Source organism: Streptomyces sp. NRRL S-37, from assembly GCF_000721605.1.
GTDB lineage: Bacteria > Actinomycetota > Actinomycetes > Streptomycetales > Streptomycetaceae > Streptomyces.
The window spans coordinates 195,262-217,682 of the sequence record NZ_JOIZ01000006.1 but is presented as its reverse complement, the minus strand read 5'-3'; the positions used below and the strand labels follow the sequence as shown (position 1 = coordinate 217,682).

The following is a 22,421-nucleotide window of genomic DNA, read 5'->3' as shown; positions in this document are numbered from 1 at the left end:
CCTACGCTGCCAGGCCCAGGGCCGCCATGCGCTTGGTGTGTGCCTCGGTGATGCGGGAGAACATCCTGCCGACCTCGGCGAGGTCGAAGCCGTCCGCGACGCCGCCCACGAGCATGGTCGACAGCGCGTCCCGGTCGGCGACCACCCGCTGGGACTGCGACAGCGCCTCGCCCATCAGCCGCCGCGCCCACAGCGCGAGCCGTCCGCCCACGCGCGGGTCCGCGTCGATCGCCGCGCGCACCTTCTCGACGGCGAAGCCGCCGTGGCCGGTGTCGTCGAGCACGGCCAGCACCAGGGCGCGGGTGTCGGAGTCCAGGCGGGCCGCGACCTCGCGGTAGAAGTCGCTGGCGATGGAGTCGCCGACGTACGCCTTGACCAGCCCCTCCAGCCAGTCGGAGGGCGCCGTCTGCTTGTGGAAACCGTCGTACGCGGCGACGAACGGCTCCATCGCGAGCGTCGGCTCCTCGCCGATCCCGGCGAGCCGGTCGCGCAGCCGCTCGAAGTGGTGGAACTCGGCCGACGCCATCTTCGCCAGCTCCGCCTTGTCCGCCAGCGTGGGCGCCAGCTTGGCGTCCTCCGCGAGCCGCTCGAACGCCGCCAGCTCGCCGTACGCGAGCGCGCCGAGCAGATCCACGACGGCGGCCCGGTACTGGGGGTCGGCGGAGGCGGCCGCCCAGTCCATGGCGGCGATGCCGGTGGGTCCGGCGGAGGTGTCGGGGGTGTCCGCGGCGTTGTCAGGCTTGTCAGAGCTCGTCATGAAGCGCACAATAGCCCGCTTGCCGCACCCCGGAAGGCCCCGCTCGATCAGTGTGACGACGACTACGTGACCAAATCGGCCATGGCGTGTGCGCGAATCCGGGGTATGGTGGTAATGCGCCTGCTGAGCACTCTGACGTACTCGACAGGCCGCATGTATGAGGATGCCCGGTCGGAGGCCCGATCGGCTCCGACCCGACAGCCCTCCTTGCCGTACGCCACACTGCGTGCGGATTCCGGAGGGGGACCCTCAGCGGTACGAGCGCTCGAGCGTCGGCAGTGGTCCCGTGTCCTACGGCCCGCCCGTAAGGCGGCCGTCGTCCCCGGCACGGTCCCGACACGACCCCCGCGCTCGCCTCGCACCGCGCACACAGAAGAGGCAGCACCCTGACTACGACGTTCCGAGAGCTCGGGATCCTCCCCGAGACCGCCGAGGCCCTGGAGGCCGTCGGCATCATCACCGCCTTCCCCATCCAGGAGATGACGCTCCCCGTGGCCCTGTCGGGCACGGACGTCATCGGCCAGGCCAAGACCGGCACCGGAAAGACGCTCGGCTTCGGCCTTCCGCTCCTCGAGCGCGTCACCGTCCCCGCGGATGTCGAGGCCGGCCGCGCGAAGCCCGAGGACCTCACCGACGCGCCGCAGGCGCTGGTCGTCGTCCCCACCCGCGAGCTGTGCACGCAGGTCACCAACGATCTGCTCACCGCCGGCAAGGTGCGCAATGTGCGCGTCACCGCGATCTACGGCGGCCGGGCCTACGAGCCGCAGGTCGAGGCGCTGAAGAAGGGCGTCGACGTGGTCGTCGGCACCCCGGGCCGGCTGCTCGACCTCGCCGGGCAGAAGAAGCTCGACCTCAAGCACGTGAAGGCCCTCGTCCTCGACGAGGCCGACGAGATGCTCGACCTGGGCTTCCTGCCCGACGTCGAGAAGATCATCAACTTCCTTCCGGCCAGGCGCCAGACCATGCTGTTCTCGGCCACCATGCCGGGCGCGGTGATCGGTCTGGCCCGGCGTTACATGTCGCAGCCGACGCACATCAACGCCACGTCCCCCGACGACGAGGGTGCGACGGTCGCGAACACCACGCAGTTCGTCTACCGCGCGCACAACATGGACAAGCCCGAGATGGTCGCGCGGATACTGCAGGCCGACGGCCGGGGCCTGGCCATGGTCTTCTGCCGTACCAAGCGCACCGCCGCCGACCTCGCCGACCAGCTCAAGCAGCGCGGCTTCGCCTCCGGCGCGGTCCACGGCGACCTCGGCCAGGGCGCCCGTGAGCAGGCGCTGCGCGCGTTCCGCAACGGCAAGGTGGACGTGCTCGTCTGCACCGACGTCGCCGCCCGCGGCATCGACGTCGAGGGCGTGACGCACGTCATCAACTACCAGTCCCCCGAGGACGAGAAGACGTATCTGCACCGCATCGGCCGCACCGGCCGCGCGGGGGCGAAGGGTACGGCGATCACGCTGGTCGACTGGGACGACATCCCGCGCTGGCAGCTGATCAACAAGGCGCTGGACCTGGGCTTCGGCGACCCGGTGGAGACGTACTCCACCTCCCCGCACCTGTTCTCGGACCTCGGCATCCCCGAGGGCACCAAGGGCATCCTGCCGCGCTCGGAGCGTACGCGCGCCGGGCTGGACGCGGAGGAGCTGGAGGACCTGGGCGAGCCGGGCGGGCGTGCACCGCGCGGGCGCGGTGGCCGGGACGGGCGCGACGGCTCCCGTCCCGCCGAGCGCGAGACCTCGACCCGTACACCGCGACGCCGCCGCCGTACGCGGGGCGGTGCGGTGCTGGACGAGGCCGCGCGGCAGCCCGTGGGCCCGGCCGCCGAAGGCGCCGGCGAGGCGGAGGCCGGCACGGCCGCCCGTACCCCGCGCCGCCGTCGCCGTACGCGCGGCGGGGTCACGGACGGAGCGGCGACCGTGGTGGAGGCGGCGGAGTCCGCCGTCGACACGGCGGAGGGCACGGCGGCGGAGGCCGACACGGCTCCCGCGAAGCCGCGCCGCCGCCGGACGCGCCGAGGCGCGGCGGACACGGTGACGGCCGTCGTCACCCCGGTGGCCGAGGAGACCCCGGCGGCCGAGGCGATCCCGGTCGTCGCGGAGACCCCGGCCGTCGCGGAGACCCCGGTCGTCGCGGAGCCCGAGGCTCCGGCCGCCGAACCGCGCCGCCGCCGCACCCGCAAGACTGCGGAGACCGCGGCGGTGGACACGGCGGAGGCGACCATCGAGCCGGTCGAGGCGACGGAGACCAAGCCGCGCCGTACGCGCAAGACGGCGGCCAAGAAGGCCGAGACCGCCGTCGACACCGCCGAAGGCAACACCGAGCCGGCCGAGGCGGCCGAAACCAAGCCGCGCCGTACGCGCAAGACGGCGGCCAAGAAGGCCGAGACCGCCGTCGACGCGGTCGAGGGCGGCACCGAGCCGGTCGAAGAGGCCAAGCCGCGCCGCACCCGCAAGACCGCGGCCAAGAAGGCCGAAGCCGCAGTCGACACCGCCGAAGGCAACACCGAGCCGGCCGAGACGACGGAGACCAAGCCGCGCCGTACGCGCAAGACCGCGGCCAAGAAGGCCGAAGCCGCCGTCGACACCGCCGAAGGCAACACCGAGCCGGCCGAGGCGGCCGAAACCAAGCCGCGTCGTCGGACCCGTAAGGTCGCCGCGCCGGAGCCGGCCGTCGCCACCGGGATTCCGGCGCAGGCGGTTCCGGAGGACGAGGCGGCGGAGGCCAAGCCGCGCCGTACGCGGAAGGCCGCGGCCAAGAAGGCCGAAGCCGTCGCCGAGGACACCGAGGCCACGCCTCGGCGTCGCACCCGCAAGGTCGCCGAGATCCCGGCGCAGGCCGCGGACGAGGCGAAGCCCAAGGTCCGGCGGACCCGCAAGACGGCAGCCGCCGCGGAGTCCACGGAAAGCTGATGCGCACGGAAAGCTGACGCGCGACGCGCCGACGGCCCGGTCCCCACCCGTGGGGCCGGGCCGTCGGCGTGTCCGCCACCCGCTACCCTCACCCCGTGACCAGCCACTCCCCCTCCGCCCGCACCCGCCGACTCCGTACCTCACGCGGGGAGTTCGCCGTCGTGGACGTGCCGCCGGCCGCCGGCGTCACGGCGCGGGGGGTCGCGTTGCTGCTGCCCGGATGCACCGGCAGCAAGGAGGACTTCACCCTGGTGCACGAACCGCTCGCCGCGCGCGGCTACCGCACCGTCGCCGTGGACGGGCGGGGCCAGTACGAGTCGGACGGGCCCGCGGACGACGAATCCGCTTACGCGCAGGAGGAGTTGGCGCGGGACGTCCTCGCGCAGGCGGACGCGGTCGGTGCGCCCGTGCACCTCGTCGGGCACTCGCTCGGCGGCCAGATCGCCCGTGCCGCCGTCCTCCTCGACCACTCCCCCTTCCGCTCGCTCACGCTCGTCTCCTCCGGCCCCGCGCGGATCTCCGTCTCCCAGGAGCAGCGCGTGAAGCTGCTGCGGGACGCGCTCGCGGTGATGTCGATGGCGGAGTGCTGGGAGGCGATCCTGGCCATGGGCCCGCCCGAGGAGGTGGGCGGTCCGGCGCGCGGGCCCGGCGGTCCGGAGCACCCGCGGCGCCGCTGGCTGGGTACCAGCCCCGCGCAACTCCTGGCCACAGGAAGGCAGTTGTGCACGGAGCCGGACCGGGTCGCGGAACTGGCCGCCGTCCCGCTGCCGTTCCACGTCCTGTCGGGGGCGCGCGACGACACCTGGCCGGTGCCGGACCTCGACGCGATGGCCCTCCGCCTCGGGGCGCACCGCACCGTCGTCGACGGGGCCGAGCACTCACCCGCCGCCGACCGTCCCGCACCGACCGCCCGCGCCCTCGCCGACTTCTGGGACGGGCTCACGGCCACCCCTTAGCGCCGCTCAGTACTGCGCCTGGAGGTGGTCCCAGAAGCCGTCGCGCAGGGCGCGCCGCAGGTCCGCCTGGCCCCGCAGGGAGTACTGCAGCAGCCCTTCCGCCTCCACCAGCAGGTCCTGGTCGACGGATCCGGGCAGGTAGGGGTGGCCGGGAAGCAGTTCCACCAGCGTGTCCCGGCCCCGCGCGGCCAGCCACTTCGCGGCGATCTGCGCGCCGACGAACCGGACGTCCTCGCGGGCGGGCCGGCCCGTCGCGGGTTCGTACGCCGCCGCCGTGCGCCGGGAGACGTACGGCTTGAAGAAGTCCAGGTCGAGCGTGCGCTGGCTGTCGACCTCCCAGAGCAGCGGCTCGGCCTGGTTGCGGCCCTCGGGCGCCTCGATGCCCCAGAGGTGGACCCGGGCGCCGTACCCCTGGGCCGCCTCGACCGCCGAGACGAGGTCCTCGTCGCCGCCGAGCAGGGCCGCGTCGCTGATGGCACGGTGCCGGGCCAGTGACTCCAGGTCGCTGCGGATCAGGGAGTCGACGCCCTTCTGCTGGTTGTTGGCGTTGAGGTTGCCGAGGCGGACCTTGACGTCCGGGAGTTCGGCGATGGACTGCTGCTCGGCGGTGTGGATGCGGCGCCTGGCCCCGTCGTACCAGTAGACCCGCAGCAGCCTGCTGTCCGCGAAGATGGTGCGGGCGCGGTCGATGAGCGCGTCGATGAGTCCCTCGGCTTCGAGGTCGAAGGCCCGGCGGTCCTCCGTCCCGGCCACGAGCCGCCCCGCGGCGGCGTACAGGTAGCCCGCGTCGACGAAGATGGCATGGGTCGAGGGTGTCTTCGCCACCTCGGCGAGCATGCGATGGAGCAGCTCGTTGGTGCGGTCGATACGGGCGTGCAGAGCCGCGAGGTCTTCGTTCATCATCTCCATTGTCCCGGTGGTCACGCTACGAACACAACCGGTCCCGGTCGGTCTCCTTCGAAACCCTTACCGGTCAGTATTTAGTCGATCGAAAAATTTCCTTAGCGTAGGGAATGTTTGCCTCACGCATCTCGTTGAACCCGTCATGGAACACGGCCCCGACCGGTCCGTGCGCCGCCTCACCGAGTAGTTCTCCTCCAGGAGGATGACCAGACGAAGGGAGAAGCCCCTTGCGCTTCGAAATCATGCGACTCGACGACGTCGACGGCACGCCCGTGGACACCACCGTCGTGGACGCCGCCTCCGTCAACCGCATCGTTCAGCAGGCCGCCGCCATCGGGCAGCGCCTGTGGATCCGCCCGGCCGACACCCCGGCCTCATAACGCGCAGCACGCGGGACACCGACCGGCCGCACGGGCCGGCGCCCCGAGGACGTACGCCATGGAGCCCCCGTACCGCCATCGGTACGGGGGCTCCGTGCGTCCGGTGCCGGGTTCAACCGCCCCGGATCACCTGGGTGACGCCGTTGATGATCTGCTGCACGGCGATCGCGGAGAGCATCATGCCGGCCAGGCGCGTCACCAGCACCACGCCGCCGTCCTTGATGACCCGGATGATCAGCAGCGAGTACCGCATCACCAGCCACAGCACGACGTGGATGGCGAGGATCGCCGACCACACCGAGACCTGACCGCCCACGCCGTCGGCCTTCTGCACGGCGAGGATGACCGACACGATCGCACCCGGCCCCGCCAGCAGCGGCATGCCCAGCGGGACCAGCGCGACGTTGACGTCCTTGGTCTGCTTGGGCTCGTCGGTCTTGCCGGTGAGCAGGTCCAGCGCGATCAGCAGGAGCAGCAGCCCGCCCGCGATCATCAGCGCGGGCACCGACACGTGCAGGTAGGCGAGGATCTGGTGGCCGAGCAGCCCGAACACGGTGATCACACCACCGGCCACACAGACGGCCTGGAAGGCCATCCGCTTCTGCATCGTGGCCGGCCGGCCGGCGGTCAGGGCGAGGAAGATCGGGGTGATCCCAGGGGGATCCATGATGACGAAAAGGGTCAGGAAGAGAGAGCCGAAGACGGCGACGTCGAGCATGACAGCCTTGCTGGGGAACAGGTGAAAAAAGGTGCGGGGAGGAAAAGGTGCGGGGAGGAAAGGGGAAGCCTCAGACTCCGCCGGTCCCCGGCACCGGGAACGCCCCGGTCGCGCGCCGCGTGATCTCGCCGTACACCTCGGGGTCCGTCATGAACTCGCCGAGGACGCAGGTCTTCCGGCTGCCGTGGTAGTCGCTGGAGCCGGTCACCAGGAGCCCCAGTTCCTTCGCGAGGCCGCGCAGCCGCGCCCGGGTCTCCGGGTCGTGGTCCATGTGGTCGACCTCGATGCCGTCGAGGCCGGCCTCGGCCAGCTCGGCGATCGCGGACTCCGGCACGGTCCTGCCCCGCTTGCTCGCGGCGGGGTGCGCGAAGACGGCGACCCCGCCCGCGTTCTTGACCAGCCGCAGGGCCTCGAAGGGGTCGGTCTCGTGCTTCTCCATGTGGGCCCGGCCGCCGTCGGCCAGCCACTCCCGGGTGAACGCGTCGTTCACGGTGGGTACGACGCCCAGCTCGACGAGCGCGCTGGCCACGTGCGGACGGCCCACCGAGCCGTCACCGGCGATCCGCGCCACCTGCTCCCAGGTGACCGGCACGCCCAGCGCGTTCAGCTTGGCGATCATGCCCTGGGCCCGCGGCACCCGGTCGTCCCGGACCAGCTCGCGCTCGGCGAGCAGCGCGGGCTCCTCGGGGTCGAAGAGGTAGGCCAGCATGTGCATGCTGACGCCGTCGAGCCGGCAGGAGAGTTCCGCTCCGGGGACCACGGTGAGTCCCGCCGGGAGCGCGGAGAGCGCCTCGGCGTGCCCGCGGGTGGTGTCATGGTCGGTCAGCGCGATGACGTCGAGACCGGCGGCGGCCGCCTTGCGGACCAGCTCGGCCGGCGTGTCCGTACCGTCGGACGCGGTGGAGTGGGTGTGCAGATCGATACGCACGACGCATGACTCCAAGCGGTGACGGACGGACGGGGACGCTCCAGGATAACCGGATTTTCACACGTCCCCTGTCACACCCGAACCCGCTGTGCGCCCCCTACCAGCCCGCTGTGCGGCGCCCATGCCTCCAGGCGTCCGCACCTCCAGGTGTCACGCCTCCAGGCGTCCGCACCTCCAGGCGTCACGCCTCCAGGCATCCACGCCTCCGGACGCCTACGTCTCCAGCAGGCGCGGTGACAGCGCCCCGCAGGGCATCAGCTCCACCTCGGCCCCCGCGTCCCGCAGGTCGGCGAGGACCAGTTCGTCGTACATCAGCAGCCCGGACTGTTCCGGCCACACCACCGCCCACAGCCACATCCCGAGCGCCTCGCCCGCGAAGACGGCGCGGTCGTCCGGCGTCTTGGCGACGTGCCAGAGCGGGGTCGGGCGGCCGGCGGCCAGCACCTTGGCCTGGGGCGGCTTCTCGACGTTCATGTACGGCCCCGGGTCCGGGCCGTCGACGCCCGCGTACCGCGCGCCGAGGCCCACGCCGAGCTCCTCGGCGACCAGGATGAGCTCGCCCATGCCGCCGAGTGGCCCCGGCCCGGTGCACGCGACGGCGGTCGCCCGGCCCCCGCTGCGATCGTCGCCCGCGCTGGCCACACCCGTGAACAGCCAGCCCACCGGCAGCGGCCACGGCATCCACACCGGCACCTTCGCGCGGCGCACGGCGACTTCGAGGGCCTCGACGCTCGGCGGTATCACGGGCTGCATCGGGTGCACGGTGCCGTGTGCAGCGCACTGCCAGGCATCCGAGAAGAGGCCGGGAGCCCTGACCCGGCCACCACACTTCGGGCAACTGGGTTCGCCCCTCATAGGGCCCCACGGTCCTACCCCGGCCGCGCCACGTCAAGGACGATCACCCGTCCGGGCGGAACCGGCCACGTGAGGAACTAGATGTAGATTGCATTAATTAGCTTAGCTAAGCTATTGTGTGTACGACCCAATCACAGCTCTCTGTCCGGGATTGGAGCACCCATGGACGACCCCAACGACCCCTTCGACACGGGATCGGGCGGCATCCTCCGCCAGCCGAAGTCCGTGTGGGCGACGGCCGGCGCGTCCGTCGTCGCCTTCATGGGGATCGGGCTCGTCGACCCGATCCTGCCCTCCATCGCCAAGGGCCTCGACGCCACCGCCGGGCAGGTCTCCCTGCTCTTCACCTCGTACTTCCTCATCACCGCGCTCGCGATGCTGGTGACCGGCTTCGTCTCCAGCCGCGTCGGCGGGCGGAAGACCCTGCTGCTCGGACTCGCGCTCGTCGTGGTCTTCGCCGGACTGTCCGGCACCTCGGGATCGGTCGGCGAGCTGGTCGGCTTCCGGGCGGGCTGGGGCCTCGGCAACGCGCTGTTCGTCTCCACGGCCCTCGCGGTCATCGTCGGCGCGGCGGCGGGCGGCAGCGCGGCGGCCATCCTGCTGTACGAGTCCGCCCTCGGCCTCGGCATGGCCTGCGGGCCGCTGGTGGGCGCGCTGCTCGGCGACGCGAGCTGGCGCTACCCGTTCTTCGGTACGGCCGTTCTGATGGCGGTCGGCTTCCTGTGCATCGCGGTGTTCCTGAGGGAACAGCCGAAGCCGGCCCGCAGGACCTCGCTGCTCGACCCGCTCAGGGCGCTCGGGCACGGCGGACTGGCGTCCGCGGCGGTCTCGGCGTTCTTCTACAACTACACGTTCTTCACCGTGCTGGCCTTCACGCCGTTCGTGCTGGACATGTCCCCGTACCGGTCGGGCGCGGTGTTCTTCGCCTGGGGCGTGCTGCTCGCCGTCTTCTCGGTGCTCGTGGCACCCCGGCTGCAGAAGCGGTTCGGCTCGCTGAAGGTGCTGGGCGGCTCGCTGCTGCTGCTCGCGGCGGACGTGCTCGTCCTCGGCTACGGCGACCACACCACCGCCGTCGTCTGCACCGTCCTGTCCGGCGCCCTCATCGGCGTGAACAACACGGTCTACACCGAGCTGGCGCTCGGGGTGTCGGACGCGCCCCGGCCGGTGGCGAGCGCCGGCTACAACTTCGTGCGCTGGTTCGCGGCGGCCGCCGCGCCCTTCTTCGCGCCGAAGATCGAGGAGTGGACCGACGTCCACGTCCCGTTCGTGGTCGCGGCGGTCACGGCGGTGCTGGGCGCGCTGGTGGTCGTCGTACGGCGCCGGGCGCTCGTCCACGAGACCGAGGAGCTCCAGCCGCGCCACGCCGCCGAGGACGGCGTCACCGTCTTCGCCAACTGACCGGAACCCGGAGCGTGTTGGTGACCTCACTCACTCCAGCGGCACGGACCCGCGGGACGGATCCCGCAGGTCCGTTCCCTGGTTCAGCCAGCGTTCCTGGAGGGCCTGGGCGCCGTGCACCCGCTTCCAGGCGGCCTCGTTCGGGGTCATCGGCAGCAGCGGCAGGAACCGTACGGGGTCCAGGGGCTCGTCGAGCTCCAGGTCCTCCACCAGTCCGCCCGGCTCGGCGACCAGTACCGAGGTGAACGGGGCACCGGGCCACAGCGGTTCACCCACGTCCAGCGAGGCGCCCGGGGCCACGACCACGCCCTCGACCTGCGGGGACGCGGCGAGCACGGCGAGCGGGCGGAGCACCTTGTCGGTGTCGGCCGCGCCGCCCCGGACGGACAGCACCAGCTCGGCGCGCGGCCCCTTGACCGGGTCCGCGATCACCGCCGTGGGGTCGGTCATGGGCTGCGCGGACATGCCGAGGGTGGCGTAGCGCACGAGGTCGCCCTCGTGGAAGCGCAGCACCTCGATGCGGTCCGTGCCCAGGAAGGTGACCGCCGCGCGGGCGTCCGGTTCGCCCAGCGTCGTACGCAACCGGGCCTCGACCAGAGGAAGAACATCAGCCATGCGGCGAGCATAGAACTCGTCAGTACCGGGCAAAGCAGAGCCTTGACATGGCAGTCGGCTGATACGCTTGGCCGGTGGTTCGGGCAGCACGCAGAAGCGTCCGATCGTCCCGAACGCCTGTGTGACACTCCCCGTCCAGAGGGAGGAATCCCCGAGGGGATTGTAAATCGTCCCTTACGAGGGACCGGCCGGAGGAGGTGGGGCTGGCATGGACCGAAGTCGACCGTGCAGTAGCACCCGCTCTTCCGCCCTCTGATGTAGCTGCTCCTGTCTGGCTCCCGCCTTTCGTTCGCGCGTCTTCATCGGAAGAGCACTTTGTTTCGTTCCGCCTGATCTGCCCCAGTAGCTGTATCAGCGACGAAGCCCGCCACCGCGACGGTGCGGTGCTCCCCGCTTTGTGGACGCGCCAAACATCCGCAGTCCAGGACGTCCTCATTCCGGGTTGTTCCACCCGTCGTTCCGGCGCCTTTCGTTGCCCGCCCGCGAAGGAGCCCGCCATGTCGATGATCCGCGACCTGCGCGCCGTGGTCCGTCCCTCCTCCCGTGTCCCGCTGCGCAAGGAGAGCGGCCCGTACGACACCACCCGCGACCCCGCGACGACCACCGCCGTCGTCGACTGCGCCGTCTACCGCGACGGCCGCCGCCTGCCGGCCGAGAACGGCCCGCTCACCCCGCACGAGGCGATGCGGCTGGTGCGCCGCGACGGAGGCTTCGTGTGGATCGGTCTGCACGAGCCGAACGAGGCCGAATTCGCCGGGATCGCGCGGGAGTTCGGCCTGCACCCGCTGGCCGTGGAGGACGCCGTCCAGGCCCATCAGCGGCCCAAGCTGGAGCGCTACGACGACTCCCTGTTCACGGTCTTCAAGACCGTCCACTACGTCGACCACGACGAACTCTCCGCCAGCAACGAGGTCGTCGAGACCGGTGAGGTGATGTGCTTCACCGGCCGGGACTTCCTCATCACCGTCCGGCACGGCGGGCAGGGCTCCCTGCGGGCCCTCAGGCACCGCCTCCAGGACGACCCCGAACTGCTGGCCAAGGGCCCCTCGGCGGTGCTGCACGCCATCGCCGACCATGTGGTGGACGGCTACATCGCGGTGGCCGACGCGGTGCAGGACGACATCGACGAGGTCGAGACGGAGGTGTTCTCGCCGGGCCGCAAGGGCTCCCCGCGCGGCACCGACGCCGGGCGGATCTACCAACTCAAGCGTGAGGTCCTGGAGTTCAAGCGGGCCGTGTCGCCGCTGCTGCGGCCGATGCAGTTGCTGAGCGAGCGGCCGATGCGGCTGGTCGACCCGGACATCCAGAAGTACTTCCGGGACGTGGCCGACCACCTGGCCCGGGTGCAGGAGCAGGTCATCGGCTTCGACGAACTGCTGAACTCCATCCTCCAGGCCAACCTCGCCCAGGCGTCCGTGGCGCAGAACGAGGACATGCGGAAGATCACCTCGTGGGCCGCGATCATCGCCGTACCGACGATGGTGTGCGGGGTGTACGGGATGAACTTCGACTACATGCCGGAGACCCACTGGAGGTACGGCTACCCGGTGATCCTCAGTGTCACGGTGGCCATCTGTCTGGGCATCCACCGCACCCTGAAGCGCAACGGCTGGCTCTGAGCGCCCCGGGAGCGCCTGGATAGGCTGGGCCCATGACAAGTGCGCTGCTCGACCGGGCCCTCATCGAGGAGGCCACGAAGAAGTCCGGCCTCGTCTGGGTCAAGGGACCCGGCGCCGCGGCCCGTGCGCTGTGGCACGTGTGGCACGAGGGTGCCGCGTGCGTGGTCGGCGACGGGCCCGGGGAGCAGCCGCTGCCGGGGCTGGCCGACGGCGCCTCCGTCGAGGTGACGGTCCGCAGCAAGGACAAGGGCGGCCGGCTGGTCTCCTGGACGGCGACGGTCGTGGAACTGCCGCCGGGCTCCGAGGAGTGGGAGGCGGCGGTCGCCGACCTCAAGGGCAAGCGGCTCAACGCGCCCGACGGCGAGGCGATGACCGGGCGCTGGGCCCGCGAGTGCCGCGTCCTGCGCCTGGAGCCGACCGGGGCGACGGCTCCGCTCCCCGACGGCTCCCTGGCCGAGTCCCCCCTGCCGACACCGGCGACGACCCGGCACCCCGTCCCGGCGGGACTGCCCCGACTGCTGCTCAAGAACAGGAAGCGGCGGGCCTGAGGGGTGCCGTGCGGATCCGGCCGGGGGCGCGGGCCCCGGCACGCGCCCCCCTCAACGAGGGCGCGCCGTCGCCCGGGGCGGGCCCGGCCCGGACGGCGCTCCTCAGGACGTCGGGAGCTGCTTGCCGTAGTCGAGGGTCTCGTCCTTGGCCGGTTCCTTCAGGTCGAAGTCGGTGCCCCAGGAGGAGAAGGTGAGGGTGCCCGCCTTGCCGGCGCGCACCAGGCGCACCGGGTACGGCTTGCCCTCCAGGGAGACGTCCAGGGTGCCGCCCGCCCCCTCGTCGCCGGTGACGCGGATGGTGCGGACGCCCGACTGCTCGTGGTGGCCGTCCGTGGCCAGTTCGCCGTGCAGGGTCAGCAGACCGTCGAGGAGGACATTCTTGTCCGCGAAGCCGATGAACTTCTTGTACGACGGATCGTCCTGCGGCACCTTCACATACTTCTCGGCGAGCTTGCCGGCCGCCGCCGCGTCCGCCTTGCCGTCGTCCGCCTCACCGTCCTCGTGCCCCCAGAACTCGGCACCGGCCTTCAGGTACAGCTCGTCGTCGACCCGCAGCAGGCGAAACGTCTCGCCCTCGGTGGTGACCGAGCCGATGCCGCCCTCCTCCTTCAGCCGCATGTCCAGCGTGTACGTGCGTCCGCTGGTGACCACGGTGCCGTGCAGCCGTACGGTGCCGGCCGACTCGGCGGCCTTCTGGGCTCTGCTCCGGATCTGGTCGGCGGGCAGTCTGCCGACACCGTTGGTGCCCTCATTCGGATCCTCGGAGCATCCCGTGAGCACCGTCCCCGTCACGAGCAGCGCGCACACGGCGCCGGCCAGCACGGCCCTGCGGGAACGGCCCCGGTAGATCGGAATCACAGGTGGGCTGCCTCTCTGACGGGGGACCTGAACGGCGTACCGCAGGGTACCGGGGCCGGGTGGACGGGGCGGAGCCAGTCCGTCCGGACCGGTCGCCGGCGCACGGATGATCGGTACGGGCTAGCCTGAAGCCCACCCGAGCGGGCAATCCGGATAACAGACGCGGCAGGCAGTACACGGCAACGAAAGACCCCGCGCGGAAAGGAGTGGCGGCCATGGCAGGGGGCGCCCCCCGGTTCTTCGTCTCGCACGTCTCCGGTGTCGCCGTCTTCGATCCGGCCGGCGACCAGGTGGGGCGCGTGCGCGACCTGGTCGTCATCCTGCGGCCGGGCCGGCGTCCGCCGCGGCTGCTCGGCCTGGTGGTCGAGCTCTCCACCCGCCGTCGTATCTTCCTGCCCATGACCCGGGTGACCGCCGTGCAGTCCGGCCAGGTCATCACGACCGGGGTGCTCAACGTCCGGCGCTTCGAGCAGCGGCCCACCGAGCGGCTCGTCTTCGGTGAACTGCTCGACCGGCGGGTGACGCTCGTGGAGGGCGGCGAGGAGGTCACCGTCCTGGACCTGTCGGTGCATCAGCTCCCGGCCCGCCGCGAGTGGGAGATCGACCGGGTCTTCGTGCGCAAGGGGAAGAAGGGCGGCGCGTTCCGGCGCGGCAAGGGCGAGGCGCTGACCGTCGAGTGGTCCGCGGTCACCGGGTTCTCCCTGGAGGAGCAGGGGCAGGGCGCCGAGAACCTGCTCGCCACCTTCGAACAGCTCCGCCCCGCCGACCTCGCCAACGTCCTGCACCACCTCTCCCCCAAACGGCGCGCGGAGGTGGCCGCCGCCCTCGACGACGACCGGCTCGCCGACGTCCTGGAGGAGCTGCCCGAGGACGACCAGATCGAGATCCTCGGCAAGCTGAAGGAGGAGCGCGCCGCCGACGTCCTGGAGGCCATGGACCCCGACGACGCGGCCGACCTGCTGGGCGAGCTGCCCGAGGCGGACAAGGAGCGGCTGCTGAGCCTGATGCAGCCCTCCGACGCGGCCGACATGCGGCGCCTGATGGCGTACGAGGAGCACACGGCGGGCGGTCTGATGACGACCGAGCCGATCGTACTGCGGCCCGACGCGACCGTCGCGGACGCCCTCGCCCGGATCCGCGAGCCGGACCTCTCCCCCGCGCACGCCGCGCAGATCTACGTCTGCCGCCCGCCCGAGGAGACGCCCACCGGCAAGTACCTGGGCACGGTCCACTTCCAGCGCCTGCTGCGCGACCCCCCGTACACGCTGGTCGGCTCGATCCTGGACGACGACCTCCAGCCCCTGGACCCGGACGCGGCGCTGCCCGTGGTCGCCGGGTTCTTCGCCACGTACGACATGGTGGCGGCGCCGGTGGTCGACGAGGCGGGGTCGCTGCTGGGCGCGGTGACGGTGGACGACGTACTGGACCACATGCTGCCCGACGACTGGCGGGAGACCGAGTTCCACCTCGACGAGAACGAGGACGAGGGGGTGGTGACCGATGGCTCCTGAGCGCGACGGCGTGCGCGAGCGCGTGCCGGCGGGCGCCACGGCCGCCGGACGGCCGCGTACGCCCCGTCTGGACCAGCCGCGCCCTCCCAGGCGCCGCTTCCTGCCCGAGTGGGACCCGGAGGCCTTCGGGCGGCTCTCGGAGAGCGTCGCGCGGTTCCTGGGCACCGGGCGGTTCATCGTCTGGATGACGTTCGTCATCGTCCTGTGGGTGGTGTGGAACGTGTCCGCGCCGAAGGAGCTGCGCTTCGACGAGTACCCGTTCATCTTCCTGACCCTGATGCTGTCCCTGCAGGCCTCCTACGCCGCCCCGCTGATCCTGCTCGCGCAGAACAGGCAGGACGACCGGGACCGGGTCAACCTGGAGCAGGACCGCAAGCAGAACGAGCGGTCGATCGCGGACACCGAGTACCTGACCCGGGAGATCGCCGCCCTGCGGATCGGACTCGGGGAGGTGGCCACGCGGGACTGGATCCGCTCGGAGCTCCAGGACATGGTCAAGGAACTGGAGGGACGGCAGAACGGCCACAAGGACCATCAGGGCACTTTCCCGGCGATGCGGGCGGAACACCCGCCGGGACGTGACGCAGACGACCGCTGACGTCCTTACCGGCGGGTGTACCCGGCGCCGTACCATCGTCCGTATGGCTACGGAAGACGCGGTGCGCGAGGCACTGGCGACGGTGAACGACCCCGAGATCAACCGGCCCATCACCGAACTCGGCATGGTCAAATCGGTGGAGATCGGGGCGGACGGGGCGGTCGCGGTCACCGTGTACCTGACGGTCTCCGGCTGCCCCATGCGGGACACGATCACGCAGCGTGTGACGGACGCGGTCTCCCGGGTCGAGGGGGTCACCCAGGTCGACGTGACGCTGGACGTCATGAGCGACGAGCAGCGCAAGGAGCTGGCGAGCGCCCTGCGCGGCGGCCAGACCGAGCGCGAGGTGCCCTTCGCCAAGCCGGGCAGCCTGACCCGGGTCTACGCGGTCGCGTCCGGCAAGGGCGGCGTCGGCAAGTCCTCGGTGACGGTGAACCTGGCGGCGGCGATGGCGGCCGACGGGCTGAAGGTCGGTGTCGTGGACGCCGACATCTACGGCCACTCGGTGCCGCGCATGCTGGGCGCCGACGGGCGTCCCACCCAGGTCGAGAACATGATCATGCCGCCGTCGGCGAACGGCGTGAAGGTGATCTCCATCGGCATGTTCACCCCGGGCAACGCGCCCGTGGTGTGGCGCGGTCCGATGCTGCACCGCGCGCTCCAGCAGTTCCTGGCGGACGTGTACTGGGGCGACCTGGACGTGCTGCTGCTCGATCTGCCGCCCGGCACCGGTGACATCGCGATCTCCGTGGCCCAGCTCGTGCCGAACGCGGAGATCCTCGTCGTCACCACGCCCCAGCAGGCGGCGGCCGAGGTGGCCGAGCGGGCGGGCTCCATCGCCGTGCAGACGCACCAGAAGATCGTCGGCGTGGTCGAGAACATGTCCGGGCTGCCCTGCCCGCACTGCGGCGAGATGGTCGACGTCTTCGGCACGGGCGGCGGCCAGACCGTCGCCGACGGCCTGACCCGGACGACCGGGGCGACCGTGCCGGTGCTCGGCGCCATCCCGATCGACGTCCGGCTGCGCGAGGGCGGCGACGAGGGCAAGCCCGTGGTGCTGTCCGACCCCGACTCCCCGGCGGGCTCGGCGCTCCGCTCGATCGCCGGCAAGCTGGGCGGGCGGCAGCGGGGGCTGTCGGGCATGTCCCTGGGGATCACCCCGCGCAACAAGTTCTGAGGTCTCTCACGCACGAGGGCGCCGTCCGCTGCCGGACGGCGCCCTTCCGTGTACGGACCCGCTCAGGCGTCGTACGCGGTGATGTCCTTGACCACGGCGAAGCCGAGGCCGTACGCGCTCATCCCCCTGCCGTACGCCCCCACGTGCACGCCCGCCGCCGTGGAACCCGCGAGCACCCAGCCGAACTCGGACTCCCGGTAGTGGAACGGCGTCGGCGTCCCGTCCACGGGTAGCGTCAGCGTCGACCAGTCCTCGCTCTCCAGGTCGTCCGCGAGGACCCAGGCGGTCTCCGTCTGCTGGTCCAGCCAGTCGTCGCGCAGGGAGTGGTCCATCTGGCCGGGCCAGGTGAAGGACAGCAGCCCCACCCCGGCGAGCCAGGCGGCGGAGGAGACCGAGGTGGCCTCCAGCAGACCGGTGCCGTCGGCGCTGCGGCGCACCGGGTTGGCGGCCACGGTCACCACGACCGCGAACCTCTCCTTGGCCTCCTGGTCGGTCCCGGCCGTGTACTCGCTGCGCACCGAGGGCTCGTCGCCGTGCCCGACCGATCCGTGCTCGACGGCCCCGTCGGCCGCCAGTCCGACCTGCATCAGCCAGCGCCGCCCCGTGAAGGCCTCGTCGAGGCCGTACCAGGGGAAGGGCGCACGCAGATAGCCGTCGACACTGCGCCGGGCGGAGGGAACGGGTTCTCCGCCCTCCGCGGCCGGCGCCTGCGCGACTGCCGAACTCGTCGTCTCCATGTGGCCGGACGCCTCCTCGCTCTCGTCGGACCGGGCGGCCCGCCCCCCTTCGGGCGTACTCGTCCGTTCCGCACAACAACTCGGCAGCATAACCACCTTGACGTCGGAGGCTGGGAAACCGCCCGGCGCGTGGGCCGTGCGGACGCCCTGATCAGGCCGTGCGGGGCCCGGGTGGAGTATGAGACACATCACGTACGCGGGGGTGTACGCCCCGGCGCCGGACGGCTCAGGTGGCGTCCGCGTCGAAGGGCGGGCGGTCGTCTGCCGCCGGCGTCTCGGGCTTCTTGGTCATGTCCACACGGCCACCGGAGGCGGACGGGGCGGAGGACGGGGAGTCGGTGTCGCGGCCGTGGACGGCGTCCGCGACCTCGGCCATCTCCTTCTTCAGGTCGAAGCCGTTACGGATCTCCTTGAGCCCCAGGTCGTCGTTGTCCAGCTGCTTGCGGATGAACGTCTTGGGGTTGAGGTCCTCGAACTCGAAGTCCTTGAACTCCGGGCCGAGTTCCTGCCGGATGTCCTGCTTGGCGCTCTCCGAGAAGTCCCGGATCTTCCGGATCGTGCGCGTCACGTCCTGGATGACCTTGGGGAGCTTGTCCGGACCGAAGACGAGCACGGCGAGGACGATCAGCGTCACCAGCTCGAGCGGTCCTATGTCATTGAACACCTGAAGCTCCTCGCGATGCCTTCGGTCCTCGGTCCCCGGGGCGGCCTGCGGTCTTCCGTGGTCCGGGCCGGGTCCACGGTACCCGGCCACCCCGTGCGTCCGGTACCGTCCCGGGGCTCATCCGCCTCAGTCACCCGCCGAGGAACCGAGCGTCAGGGTGACCGTCCGCTCCTCGCCGTCCCGCTCCAGGGTGAGTTCGAGGCGGTCGCCGGGGCGGTGGGCACGGGTCCTGATGATGAGTTCCTCACCGGAGTGGACGCGCCGGCCGTCGACCTCGGTGATGACGTCACCGGCCTTGATCCCGGCCTGGGCGCCGGGGCCGCCGGTGCTGACCGGGGGTCCGCCGTCGCCGCCCTTCTCCGCGACGCGGGCGCCGTCGCCGCCGTACTGCATGTCGAGGGTGATGCCGATCACCGGGTGGGTGGCCTTCCCGGTGTTGATCAGCTCCTCGGCGACGCGCTTGCCCTGGTTGATGGGGATGGCGAAGCCGAGTCCTATGGAGCCTGCCTGACCGGCGTCCGGGTCGGCGCCGCCGCCGGCGGAGCGGATGGCCGAGTTGATGCCGATCACCCGGGCCCTGGCGTCGAGCAGGGGGCCGCCGGAGTTGCCGGGGTTGATCGGCGCGTCGGTCTGCAGGGCGTCGACGTACGACACGTCGCTGCCGTCGCCCTCCTCGCCGCCGGCGGTGATGGGCCGCTCGCGGGCGCTGATGATGCCGGAGGTGACGGTGCCGGCCAGGTCGAAGGGGGCGCCGATGGCGACGACGGGGTCGCCGACCCGCACGTTGTCGGAGTTGCCCAGCGGCAGGGGGGTGAGTCCGCTGACGCCCTTCACCTTCACGACGGCGAGGTCGTAGCCGCTGTCCCGGCCCACGACGGTGGCCTCGGCGGTGTCACCGCTGTGGAAGGTGACGGTGATCTCGCCGTCGTCCCCCGCGGGCTGGACGACGTGGTCGTTGGTGAGGATGTGACCGCGCCCGTCGAGCACGAAGCCGGTGCCGGTGCCGGTGCCGGCCTCGCCGGAGCCGCTGACGTGCAGGGTGACGACGCTGGGCAGGGCCTGTGCGGCGATTCCGGCGACGCTGCCGGGGTCGCGTGCGGCATCCTCCTTCCCGGCCTGCGGCAGCTCCACGGTGCCCACGCCGCCGTTGCGCTCCAGATACGTGCCGATGATCCCGCCGATGCCGCCGGAGACGAGCGCGAGCACCAGCGCGGCCCCGATGAGCGCCCGCCGCGCCCGCCGGCGCTTCTGCTTCTCGCTGACCACGGTGGGCCCGGCCTGCTGCAGCGGCGCGGCGGCGGCCGCCGCCCAGGGGTCGTAACGCCCCCAGGGGTCGGCGGCCGGGGCGTCCTGGGCCGGGGGCACCTGGCTGTCCGGGTGCGCTTGCGCGGGGATGACGGGCACTGCGGGGGCGCCGTGCGGTGCCGCGCCCGGGACCGAGGGAGGCGCCGGGGGTGCGCCCTGCGGTACGGGACCGGTGTGGGGCGTCGGGTCCGGGGACGTGGGAGGCGCCGCGAGCGTCATGCCGTGCGCGGGTGTCGTCGCCGGGTGCTGTACGGGCGGGGCGGGCGCCCAGGGGCCCGGTTCGCCGTACGGCGGGGTGCTGTAGGGATCGGGGTCGTGCAGGGGCGTCCGCTGCTCGGGGGCGGAGGGCCCGAAAGCCACCGGCGGCGGGCCGGAGACCGCGGGTGCGGGAACGGCCGGGGGCGCGTCCCCGGCGGAGGCGTCGGACACGCCGGGGGCCGGGGTGGACGGGGGCAGGGGCCCGGCAGAGGCGTCGGCCTTCACGAGGGAGGGGCCGGGGGCCGGGACGGACGGGGGCATGTCCTCGGCGGAGGCGTCGGACGCGCCAGGGACCGGGGCCGACGGAGACACGGCCCCGGCGGGGGCGTCGGCCTTCACGAGGGAGGGGCCGGGGGCCGGGACGGACGGGGGCGTCTCCCCGGCAGGGGTGTCGGACGCGCCGGGGGCCGGGGCGGACGGGGGCGTGTCCCGGGCGGGCTCGTCGGGGATGTCGGTCCCGGCGGCGGAGGCGCCGGGCGGTGTGGCGGAGGCCACAGGGTCCGGGGCGCCGGGAGCGGGCTCGAGGGGCCGGTCCTCGGAGCCCTCGGGCCGCAGGGGGCGGTCCAGTTCGTAGTCGCCCTCGTGGCCGTCGCCGGCGGCGGCCGGCCCGCGGTGCGGGCGGGCCAGTTCGAAGTCGCCGTCGTGTCCCTCGGGACGCGTGGTCGGCTCCTCCCCCGATGGGCCCGGCTTCCCCTCGTTCATGCTCTCCCCACGGCTGGACACGGCACCGCACGACAGCGGTGGCCGCGAAACTACAGGCTCGGCACCCGGCTGGGCCTGGGCGCGCCCCTGGATTCAACCAGGTCGCGCGCCCTCGCGCACCGAACGGTTCAGCGGGACGTGGGCGTGGGAGCCGGTGTCGTACCCGCGGTGAGGAGGCCGGGGTCCCTGAGCCCGGCGGAGACGGCCCACGTGGTCAGGGTGAGCGGCGGGGTCGAGGTGAGCGGTCGTATCAGCGGGGACATCGCCGTCGCACCGCCCGTCATCGGCGTGCCCGGCACGGGACGGTGCTCCGTCGGCGCCGGGATGCCGGGCAGCAGCGGCGCGGAGACCGCGGTCGGGGCGACCGGGGTGTCCGCGGGCGCGCTCCGGCCCGTCGACTGGCCCAGCAGCGGACCCACGCCGCGGCGCCGCTGGGACTCGGGCACCGCCGCGCCCGTGCCCTGCGTGCGCATCGGCGTGACGTTGCTGCCCTTGCCCGCGCCGCGCACCTCCGTTTCGGTGGGTGTGCCCGTGGCGGTGACCCCGCCGAGCGCGATCGCAGCCAGCGACACCGCCCCGGCGGCGACGAACGCGAACCGCAGCCCGCGGGAGGACGGCCGGTCGCTCTCGTGGCGGCTGACGTCGTGGACGGCGAAGCCCCGGCCGTCCGCGGCGGCCGGCAGCGCGGCCCCGTGCCGCCGGACGGGCTCGTAGGCGAACTCGAAGCGCTCGCCCCGCCTGGTCCCGAAGACCCCGGAGTCCCCGCCGAACCGCCCCGGCGTACCGCCCGGCAGCCCTCCGCCGCCCAGCGGCGAGCCGCCGTCGCCGAGGTCGCCCCCGGCCGGCAGCCCCTGGAGGCGGGCCAGGAAGCTCTCGGAGGGCGGTGGGGGCGCCGCCTGCGCGAACACGTTCTTCAGACGGCGCTGCGCGTCCACCTCCGCCTTGCACTTCGCGCAGGTGGCGACGTGCGCCAGTACGCGCTCACGCGCGTCATGACCGAGCTCTCCGTCCACCAGGGCGGAAAGCCGGTCTCCCAGGTGCTGCTCTGCGAGGTGTCCCTCGGCAGACTTCGGCCGTGAACCGCTCACGCGCTCGCGCCCCCTCCTCCCAGTGCGGGAACACGCGGCACGAAGGAGCGGTGCTCCGCGCGCGCCTTGGGCGAGCGGTGCGCGAGGGCCTTGCGCAGCTGGGAACGGCCGCGGTGGATCCGGGACCGGACGGTGCCGAGCTTGACGCCCAGGGTGGCCGCGATCTCCTCGTACGACAGCCCCTCGATGTCGCACAGGACGACGGCGGCGCGGAACTCGGGGGCGAGGGTGTCGAGGGCCTGCTGGACGTCCGCGTCGAAGTGGGCGTCGTGGAACACCTGCTGCGGCGTGGGCTCCTTGCTGGGCAGCCGCTCGGCCGCGTCCTCGCCCAGCGCGTCGAAACGGATGCGCTGCTTGCGGCGGACCATGTCCAGGAAGAGGTTGGTGGTGATGCGGTGCAGCCAGCCCTCGAAGGTGCCCGGCGTGTACGTCGACAGGGAGCGGAAGACGCGGACGAAGACCTCCTGGGTGAGGTCCTCGGCGTCGTGCTGGTTGCCGGTGAGGCGGTAGGCGAGCCGGTAGACCCGGCCGCTGTGCATGCTGACGATCTCCTCCCAGGTGGGCGGAGTCCACGCCTGCCCGTCCGCGTCGGTGGAGAAAGTCGCGGTCTGGGCCGGGTCGCCGGCGCGGTGATGGTCAGCAGCGGTGTTGTTCACGGATTTCGGCCTGCCCGCCGATCCGAGGAAGCGCCGCAGCACTCCTGCGCGATCCACAGGCGCAGCCGCACCTCCCCTATCGGCTCTGGTGGTGTCCAGTGGAGCCCCTACCATAGCCACCTCGCCCGTTAGCTCCGGATAAGCGGTTTTACGAGAATTTGATCTGGGCTGCCACGGCTCGTACGGCTGCGTCAGCACTTGCTCGGCGTCCTCGTCCACTGCCTGCCCCCCGTCACGGCACACGCCACTTGCTCACCCCTTCAAACGACCGGTCC

At 72.3% G+C, this 22,421-nt stretch carries 21 protein-coding genes; 9 read left to right on the top strand and 12 right to left on the bottom strand.

All coding sequences use genetic code 11. The features are described from left to right. Position 1 precedes the first annotated feature (1 nt). Positions 2-757 (bottom strand): ferritin-like domain-containing protein, encoded by a 756-nt coding sequence (locus tag IH50_RS0111560; protein WP_030860131.1) that lies wholly within the window; start codon positions 755-757, stop codon positions 2-4. 479 nt (positions 758-1,236) lie between these two features. Between IH50_RS0111560 and IH50_RS0111555 the strand changes: the two genes are divergently transcribed. Further along, entirely contained in the window at positions 1,237-3,672 is a 2,436-nt protein-coding gene (locus tag IH50_RS0111555; RefSeq protein WP_030860129.1) for a DEAD/DEAH box helicase, read from the top strand. A 95-nt stretch (positions 3,673-3,767) separates the two neighbouring features. After that, the gene (locus tag IH50_RS0111550) at positions 3,768-4,628 is read left to right on the top strand and encodes an alpha/beta fold hydrolase (RefSeq protein WP_030860127.1); all 861 of its coding nucleotides are present in this window, start codon (positions 3,768-3,770) and stop codon (positions 4,626-4,628) included. A 6-nt stretch (positions 4,629-4,634) separates the two neighbouring features. Here the strand turns inward: IH50_RS0111550 and IH50_RS0111545 are convergent, their stop codons facing one another. Further along, the gene (locus IH50_RS0111545; protein ID WP_030860125.1) at positions 4,635-5,528 is read right to left on the bottom strand and encodes an NYN domain-containing protein; all 894 of its coding nucleotides are present in this window, start codon (positions 5,526-5,528) and stop codon (positions 4,635-4,637) included. Positions 5,529-5,758: 230 nt separating this feature from the next. Between IH50_RS0111545 and IH50_RS40890 the strand changes: the two genes are divergently transcribed. Further along, positions 5,759-5,911, top strand: a complete 153-nt coding sequence (locus IH50_RS40890) for a hypothetical protein (protein ID WP_106979586.1) — start codon at positions 5,759-5,761, stop codon at positions 5,909-5,911. Positions 5,912-6,023: 112 nt separating this feature from the next. Here IH50_RS40890 and IH50_RS0111535 read toward each other — a convergent pair whose 3' ends face one another. The 3 genes from IH50_RS0111535 to IH50_RS0111525 all read right to left on the bottom strand — a co-directional run bounded on the left by IH50_RS0111535 (position 6,024) and on the right by IH50_RS0111525 (position 8,412). After that, positions 6,024-6,629 carry a MarC family protein gene (locus tag IH50_RS0111535; protein WP_030860123.1) on the bottom strand — a complete coding sequence of 202 codons (606 nt, stop codon included), beginning with the start codon at positions 6,627-6,629 and terminating at the stop codon, positions 6,024-6,026. A gap of 70 nt (positions 6,630-6,699) precedes the next feature. Next, positions 6,700-7,557 (bottom strand): PHP domain-containing protein, encoded by an 858-nt coding sequence (locus IH50_RS0111530; RefSeq protein ID WP_030860121.1) that lies wholly within the window; start codon positions 7,555-7,557, stop codon positions 6,700-6,702. Positions 7,558-7,770: 213 nt separating this feature from the next. Continuing rightward, complete coding sequence (locus IH50_RS0111525) at positions 7,771-8,412, bottom strand: DUF6758 family protein (RefSeq protein ID WP_030860119.1); 642 nt, start codon at positions 8,410-8,412, stop codon at positions 7,771-7,773. Between the two features lie 162 nt (positions 8,413-8,574). Here IH50_RS0111525 and IH50_RS0111520 point away from each other — a divergent pair, with 162 nt between their 5' ends. Further along, positions 8,575-9,810: an MFS transporter gene (locus IH50_RS0111520; RefSeq protein ID WP_030860117.1), complete on the top strand. Its 1,236-nt coding sequence runs from the start codon at positions 8,575-8,577 to the stop codon at positions 9,808-9,810. Positions 9,811-9,840: 30 nt separating this feature from the next. Here IH50_RS0111520 and IH50_RS0111515 read toward each other — a convergent pair whose 3' ends face one another. Then, positions 9,841-10,425 carry a suppressor of fused domain protein gene (locus tag IH50_RS0111515; RefSeq protein WP_030860114.1) on the bottom strand — a complete coding sequence of 195 codons (585 nt, stop codon included), beginning with the start codon at positions 10,423-10,425 and terminating at the stop codon, positions 9,841-9,843. A gap of 497 nt (positions 10,426-10,922) precedes the next feature. Between IH50_RS0111515 and IH50_RS0111510 the strand changes: the two genes are divergently transcribed. Beyond that, positions 10,923-12,044, top strand: a complete 1,122-nt coding sequence (locus IH50_RS0111510) for a magnesium and cobalt transport protein CorA (protein ID WP_030860112.1) — start codon at positions 10,923-10,925, stop codon at positions 12,042-12,044. Between the two features lie 32 nt (positions 12,045-12,076). Further along, complete coding sequence (locus tag IH50_RS0111505; protein ID WP_030860110.1) at positions 12,077-12,592, top strand: hypothetical protein; 516 nt, start codon at positions 12,077-12,079, stop codon at positions 12,590-12,592. Positions 12,593-12,694: 102 nt separating this feature from the next. Here IH50_RS0111505 and IH50_RS0111500 read toward each other — a convergent pair whose 3' ends face one another. After that, a complete protein-coding gene (locus IH50_RS0111500; RefSeq protein WP_030860108.1) occupies positions 12,695-13,450 on the bottom strand; it encodes a hypothetical protein in 756 nt (251 codons plus the stop codon). Between the two features lie 215 nt (positions 13,451-13,665). On the opposite strand from IH50_RS0111500, the gene IH50_RS0111495 reads away from it, so the two are divergent. The 3 genes from IH50_RS0111495 to IH50_RS0111485 are packed head-to-tail and all read left to right on the top strand — an operon-like array spanning position 13,666 to position 16,736. Next, positions 13,666-14,961 (top strand): magnesium transporter MgtE N-terminal domain-containing protein, encoded by a 1,296-nt coding sequence (locus IH50_RS0111495; RefSeq protein WP_030860106.1) that lies wholly within the window; start codon positions 13,666-13,668, stop codon positions 14,959-14,961. Beyond that, positions 14,951-15,559 (top strand): DUF1003 domain-containing protein, encoded by a 609-nt coding sequence (locus IH50_RS0111490; protein ID WP_030860104.1) that lies wholly within the window; start codon positions 14,951-14,953, stop codon positions 15,557-15,559. The genes IH50_RS0111495 and IH50_RS0111490 overlap by 11 nt, the downstream gene beginning before the upstream one ends. Positions 15,560-15,602: 43 nt before the next feature. Further along, a complete protein-coding gene (locus tag IH50_RS0111485; RefSeq protein ID WP_030860102.1) occupies positions 15,603-16,736 on the top strand; it encodes an Mrp/NBP35 family ATP-binding protein in 1,134 nt (377 codons plus the stop codon). Positions 16,737-16,798: 62 nt separating this feature from the next. Here the strand turns inward: IH50_RS0111485 and IH50_RS0111480 are convergent, their stop codons facing one another. From IH50_RS0111480 to sigE, 5 genes are all read right to left on the bottom strand, one after another. Continuing rightward, positions 16,799-17,473, bottom strand: coding sequence for a hypothetical protein (locus tag IH50_RS0111480; RefSeq protein ID WP_030860099.1), 675 nt, complete (start codon positions 17,471-17,473; stop codon positions 16,799-16,801). Between the two features lie 226 nt (positions 17,474-17,699). Then, positions 17,700-18,137, bottom strand: a complete 438-nt coding sequence (locus IH50_RS0111475) for a sec-independent translocase (RefSeq protein ID WP_030860098.1) — start codon at positions 18,135-18,137, stop codon at positions 17,700-17,702. Between the two features lie 126 nt (positions 18,138-18,263). Further along, positions 18,264-20,402, bottom strand: a complete 2,139-nt coding sequence (locus IH50_RS42500; protein WP_030860096.1) for a S1C family serine protease — start codon at positions 20,400-20,402, stop codon at positions 18,264-18,266. A 128-nt stretch (positions 20,403-20,530) separates the two neighbouring features. Then, a complete protein-coding gene (locus tag IH50_RS0111465) occupies positions 20,531-21,490 on the bottom strand; it encodes an anti-sigma factor family protein (RefSeq protein ID WP_030860093.1) in 960 nt (319 codons plus the stop codon). Beyond that, positions 21,487-22,146: an RNA polymerase sigma factor SigE gene (gene sigE / locus IH50_RS0111460; protein ID WP_030860091.1), complete on the bottom strand. Its 660-nt coding sequence runs from the start codon at positions 22,144-22,146 to the stop codon at positions 21,487-21,489. The genes IH50_RS0111465 and sigE overlap by 4 nt, the downstream gene beginning before the upstream one ends. Positions 22,147-22,421 lie beyond the last annotated feature (275 nt).

Bases quoted from the DNA above. Each gene is read 5' to 3' on its own strand.
- IH50_RS0111560 (WP_030860131.1), bottom strand. From the start codon at position 757: ATGACGAGCTCTGACAAGCCTGACAACGCCGCGGACACCCCCGACACC.
- IH50_RS0111555 (WP_030860129.1), top strand. From the start codon at position 1,237: ATGACGCTCCCCGTGGCCCTGTCGGGCACGGACGTCATCGGCCAGGCC.
- IH50_RS0111545 (WP_030860125.1), bottom strand. From the start codon at position 5,528: ATGAACGAAGACCTCGCGGCTCTGCACGCCCGTATCGACCGCACCAAC.
- IH50_RS0111535 (WP_030860123.1), bottom strand. From the start codon at position 6,629: ATGCTCGACGTCGCCGTCTTCGGCTCTCTCTTCCTGACCCTTTTCGTC.
- IH50_RS0111525 (WP_030860119.1), bottom strand. From the start codon at position 8,412: ATGAGGGGCGAACCCAGTTGCCCGAAGTGTGGTGGCCGGGTCAGGGCT.
- IH50_RS0111520 (WP_030860117.1), top strand. From the start codon at position 8,575: ATGGACGACCCCAACGACCCCTTCGACACGGGATCGGGCGGCATCCTC.
- IH50_RS0111515 (WP_030860114.1), bottom strand. From the start codon at position 10,425: ATGGCTGATGTTCTTCCTCTGGTCGAGGCCCGGTTGCGTACGACGCTG.
- IH50_RS0111510 (WP_030860112.1), top strand. From the start codon at position 10,923: ATGTCGATGATCCGCGACCTGCGCGCCGTGGTCCGTCCCTCCTCCCGT.
- IH50_RS0111505 (WP_030860110.1), top strand. From the start codon at position 12,077: ATGACAAGTGCGCTGCTCGACCGGGCCCTCATCGAGGAGGCCACGAAG.
- IH50_RS0111495 (WP_030860106.1), top strand. From the start codon at position 13,666: ATGGCAGGGGGCGCCCCCCGGTTCTTCGTCTCGCACGTCTCCGGTGTC.
- IH50_RS0111490 (WP_030860104.1), top strand. From the start codon at position 14,951: ATGGCTCCTGAGCGCGACGGCGTGCGCGAGCGCGTGCCGGCGGGCGCC.
- IH50_RS0111485 (WP_030860102.1), top strand. From the start codon at position 15,603: ATGGCTACGGAAGACGCGGTGCGCGAGGCACTGGCGACGGTGAACGAC.
- IH50_RS0111480 (WP_030860099.1), bottom strand. From the start codon at position 17,473: ATGGAGACGACGAGTTCGGCAGTCGCGCAGGCGCCGGCCGCGGAGGGC.
- IH50_RS42500 (WP_030860096.1), bottom strand. From the start codon at position 20,402: ATGAACGAGGGGAAGCCGGGCCCATCGGGGGAGGAGCCGACCACGCGT.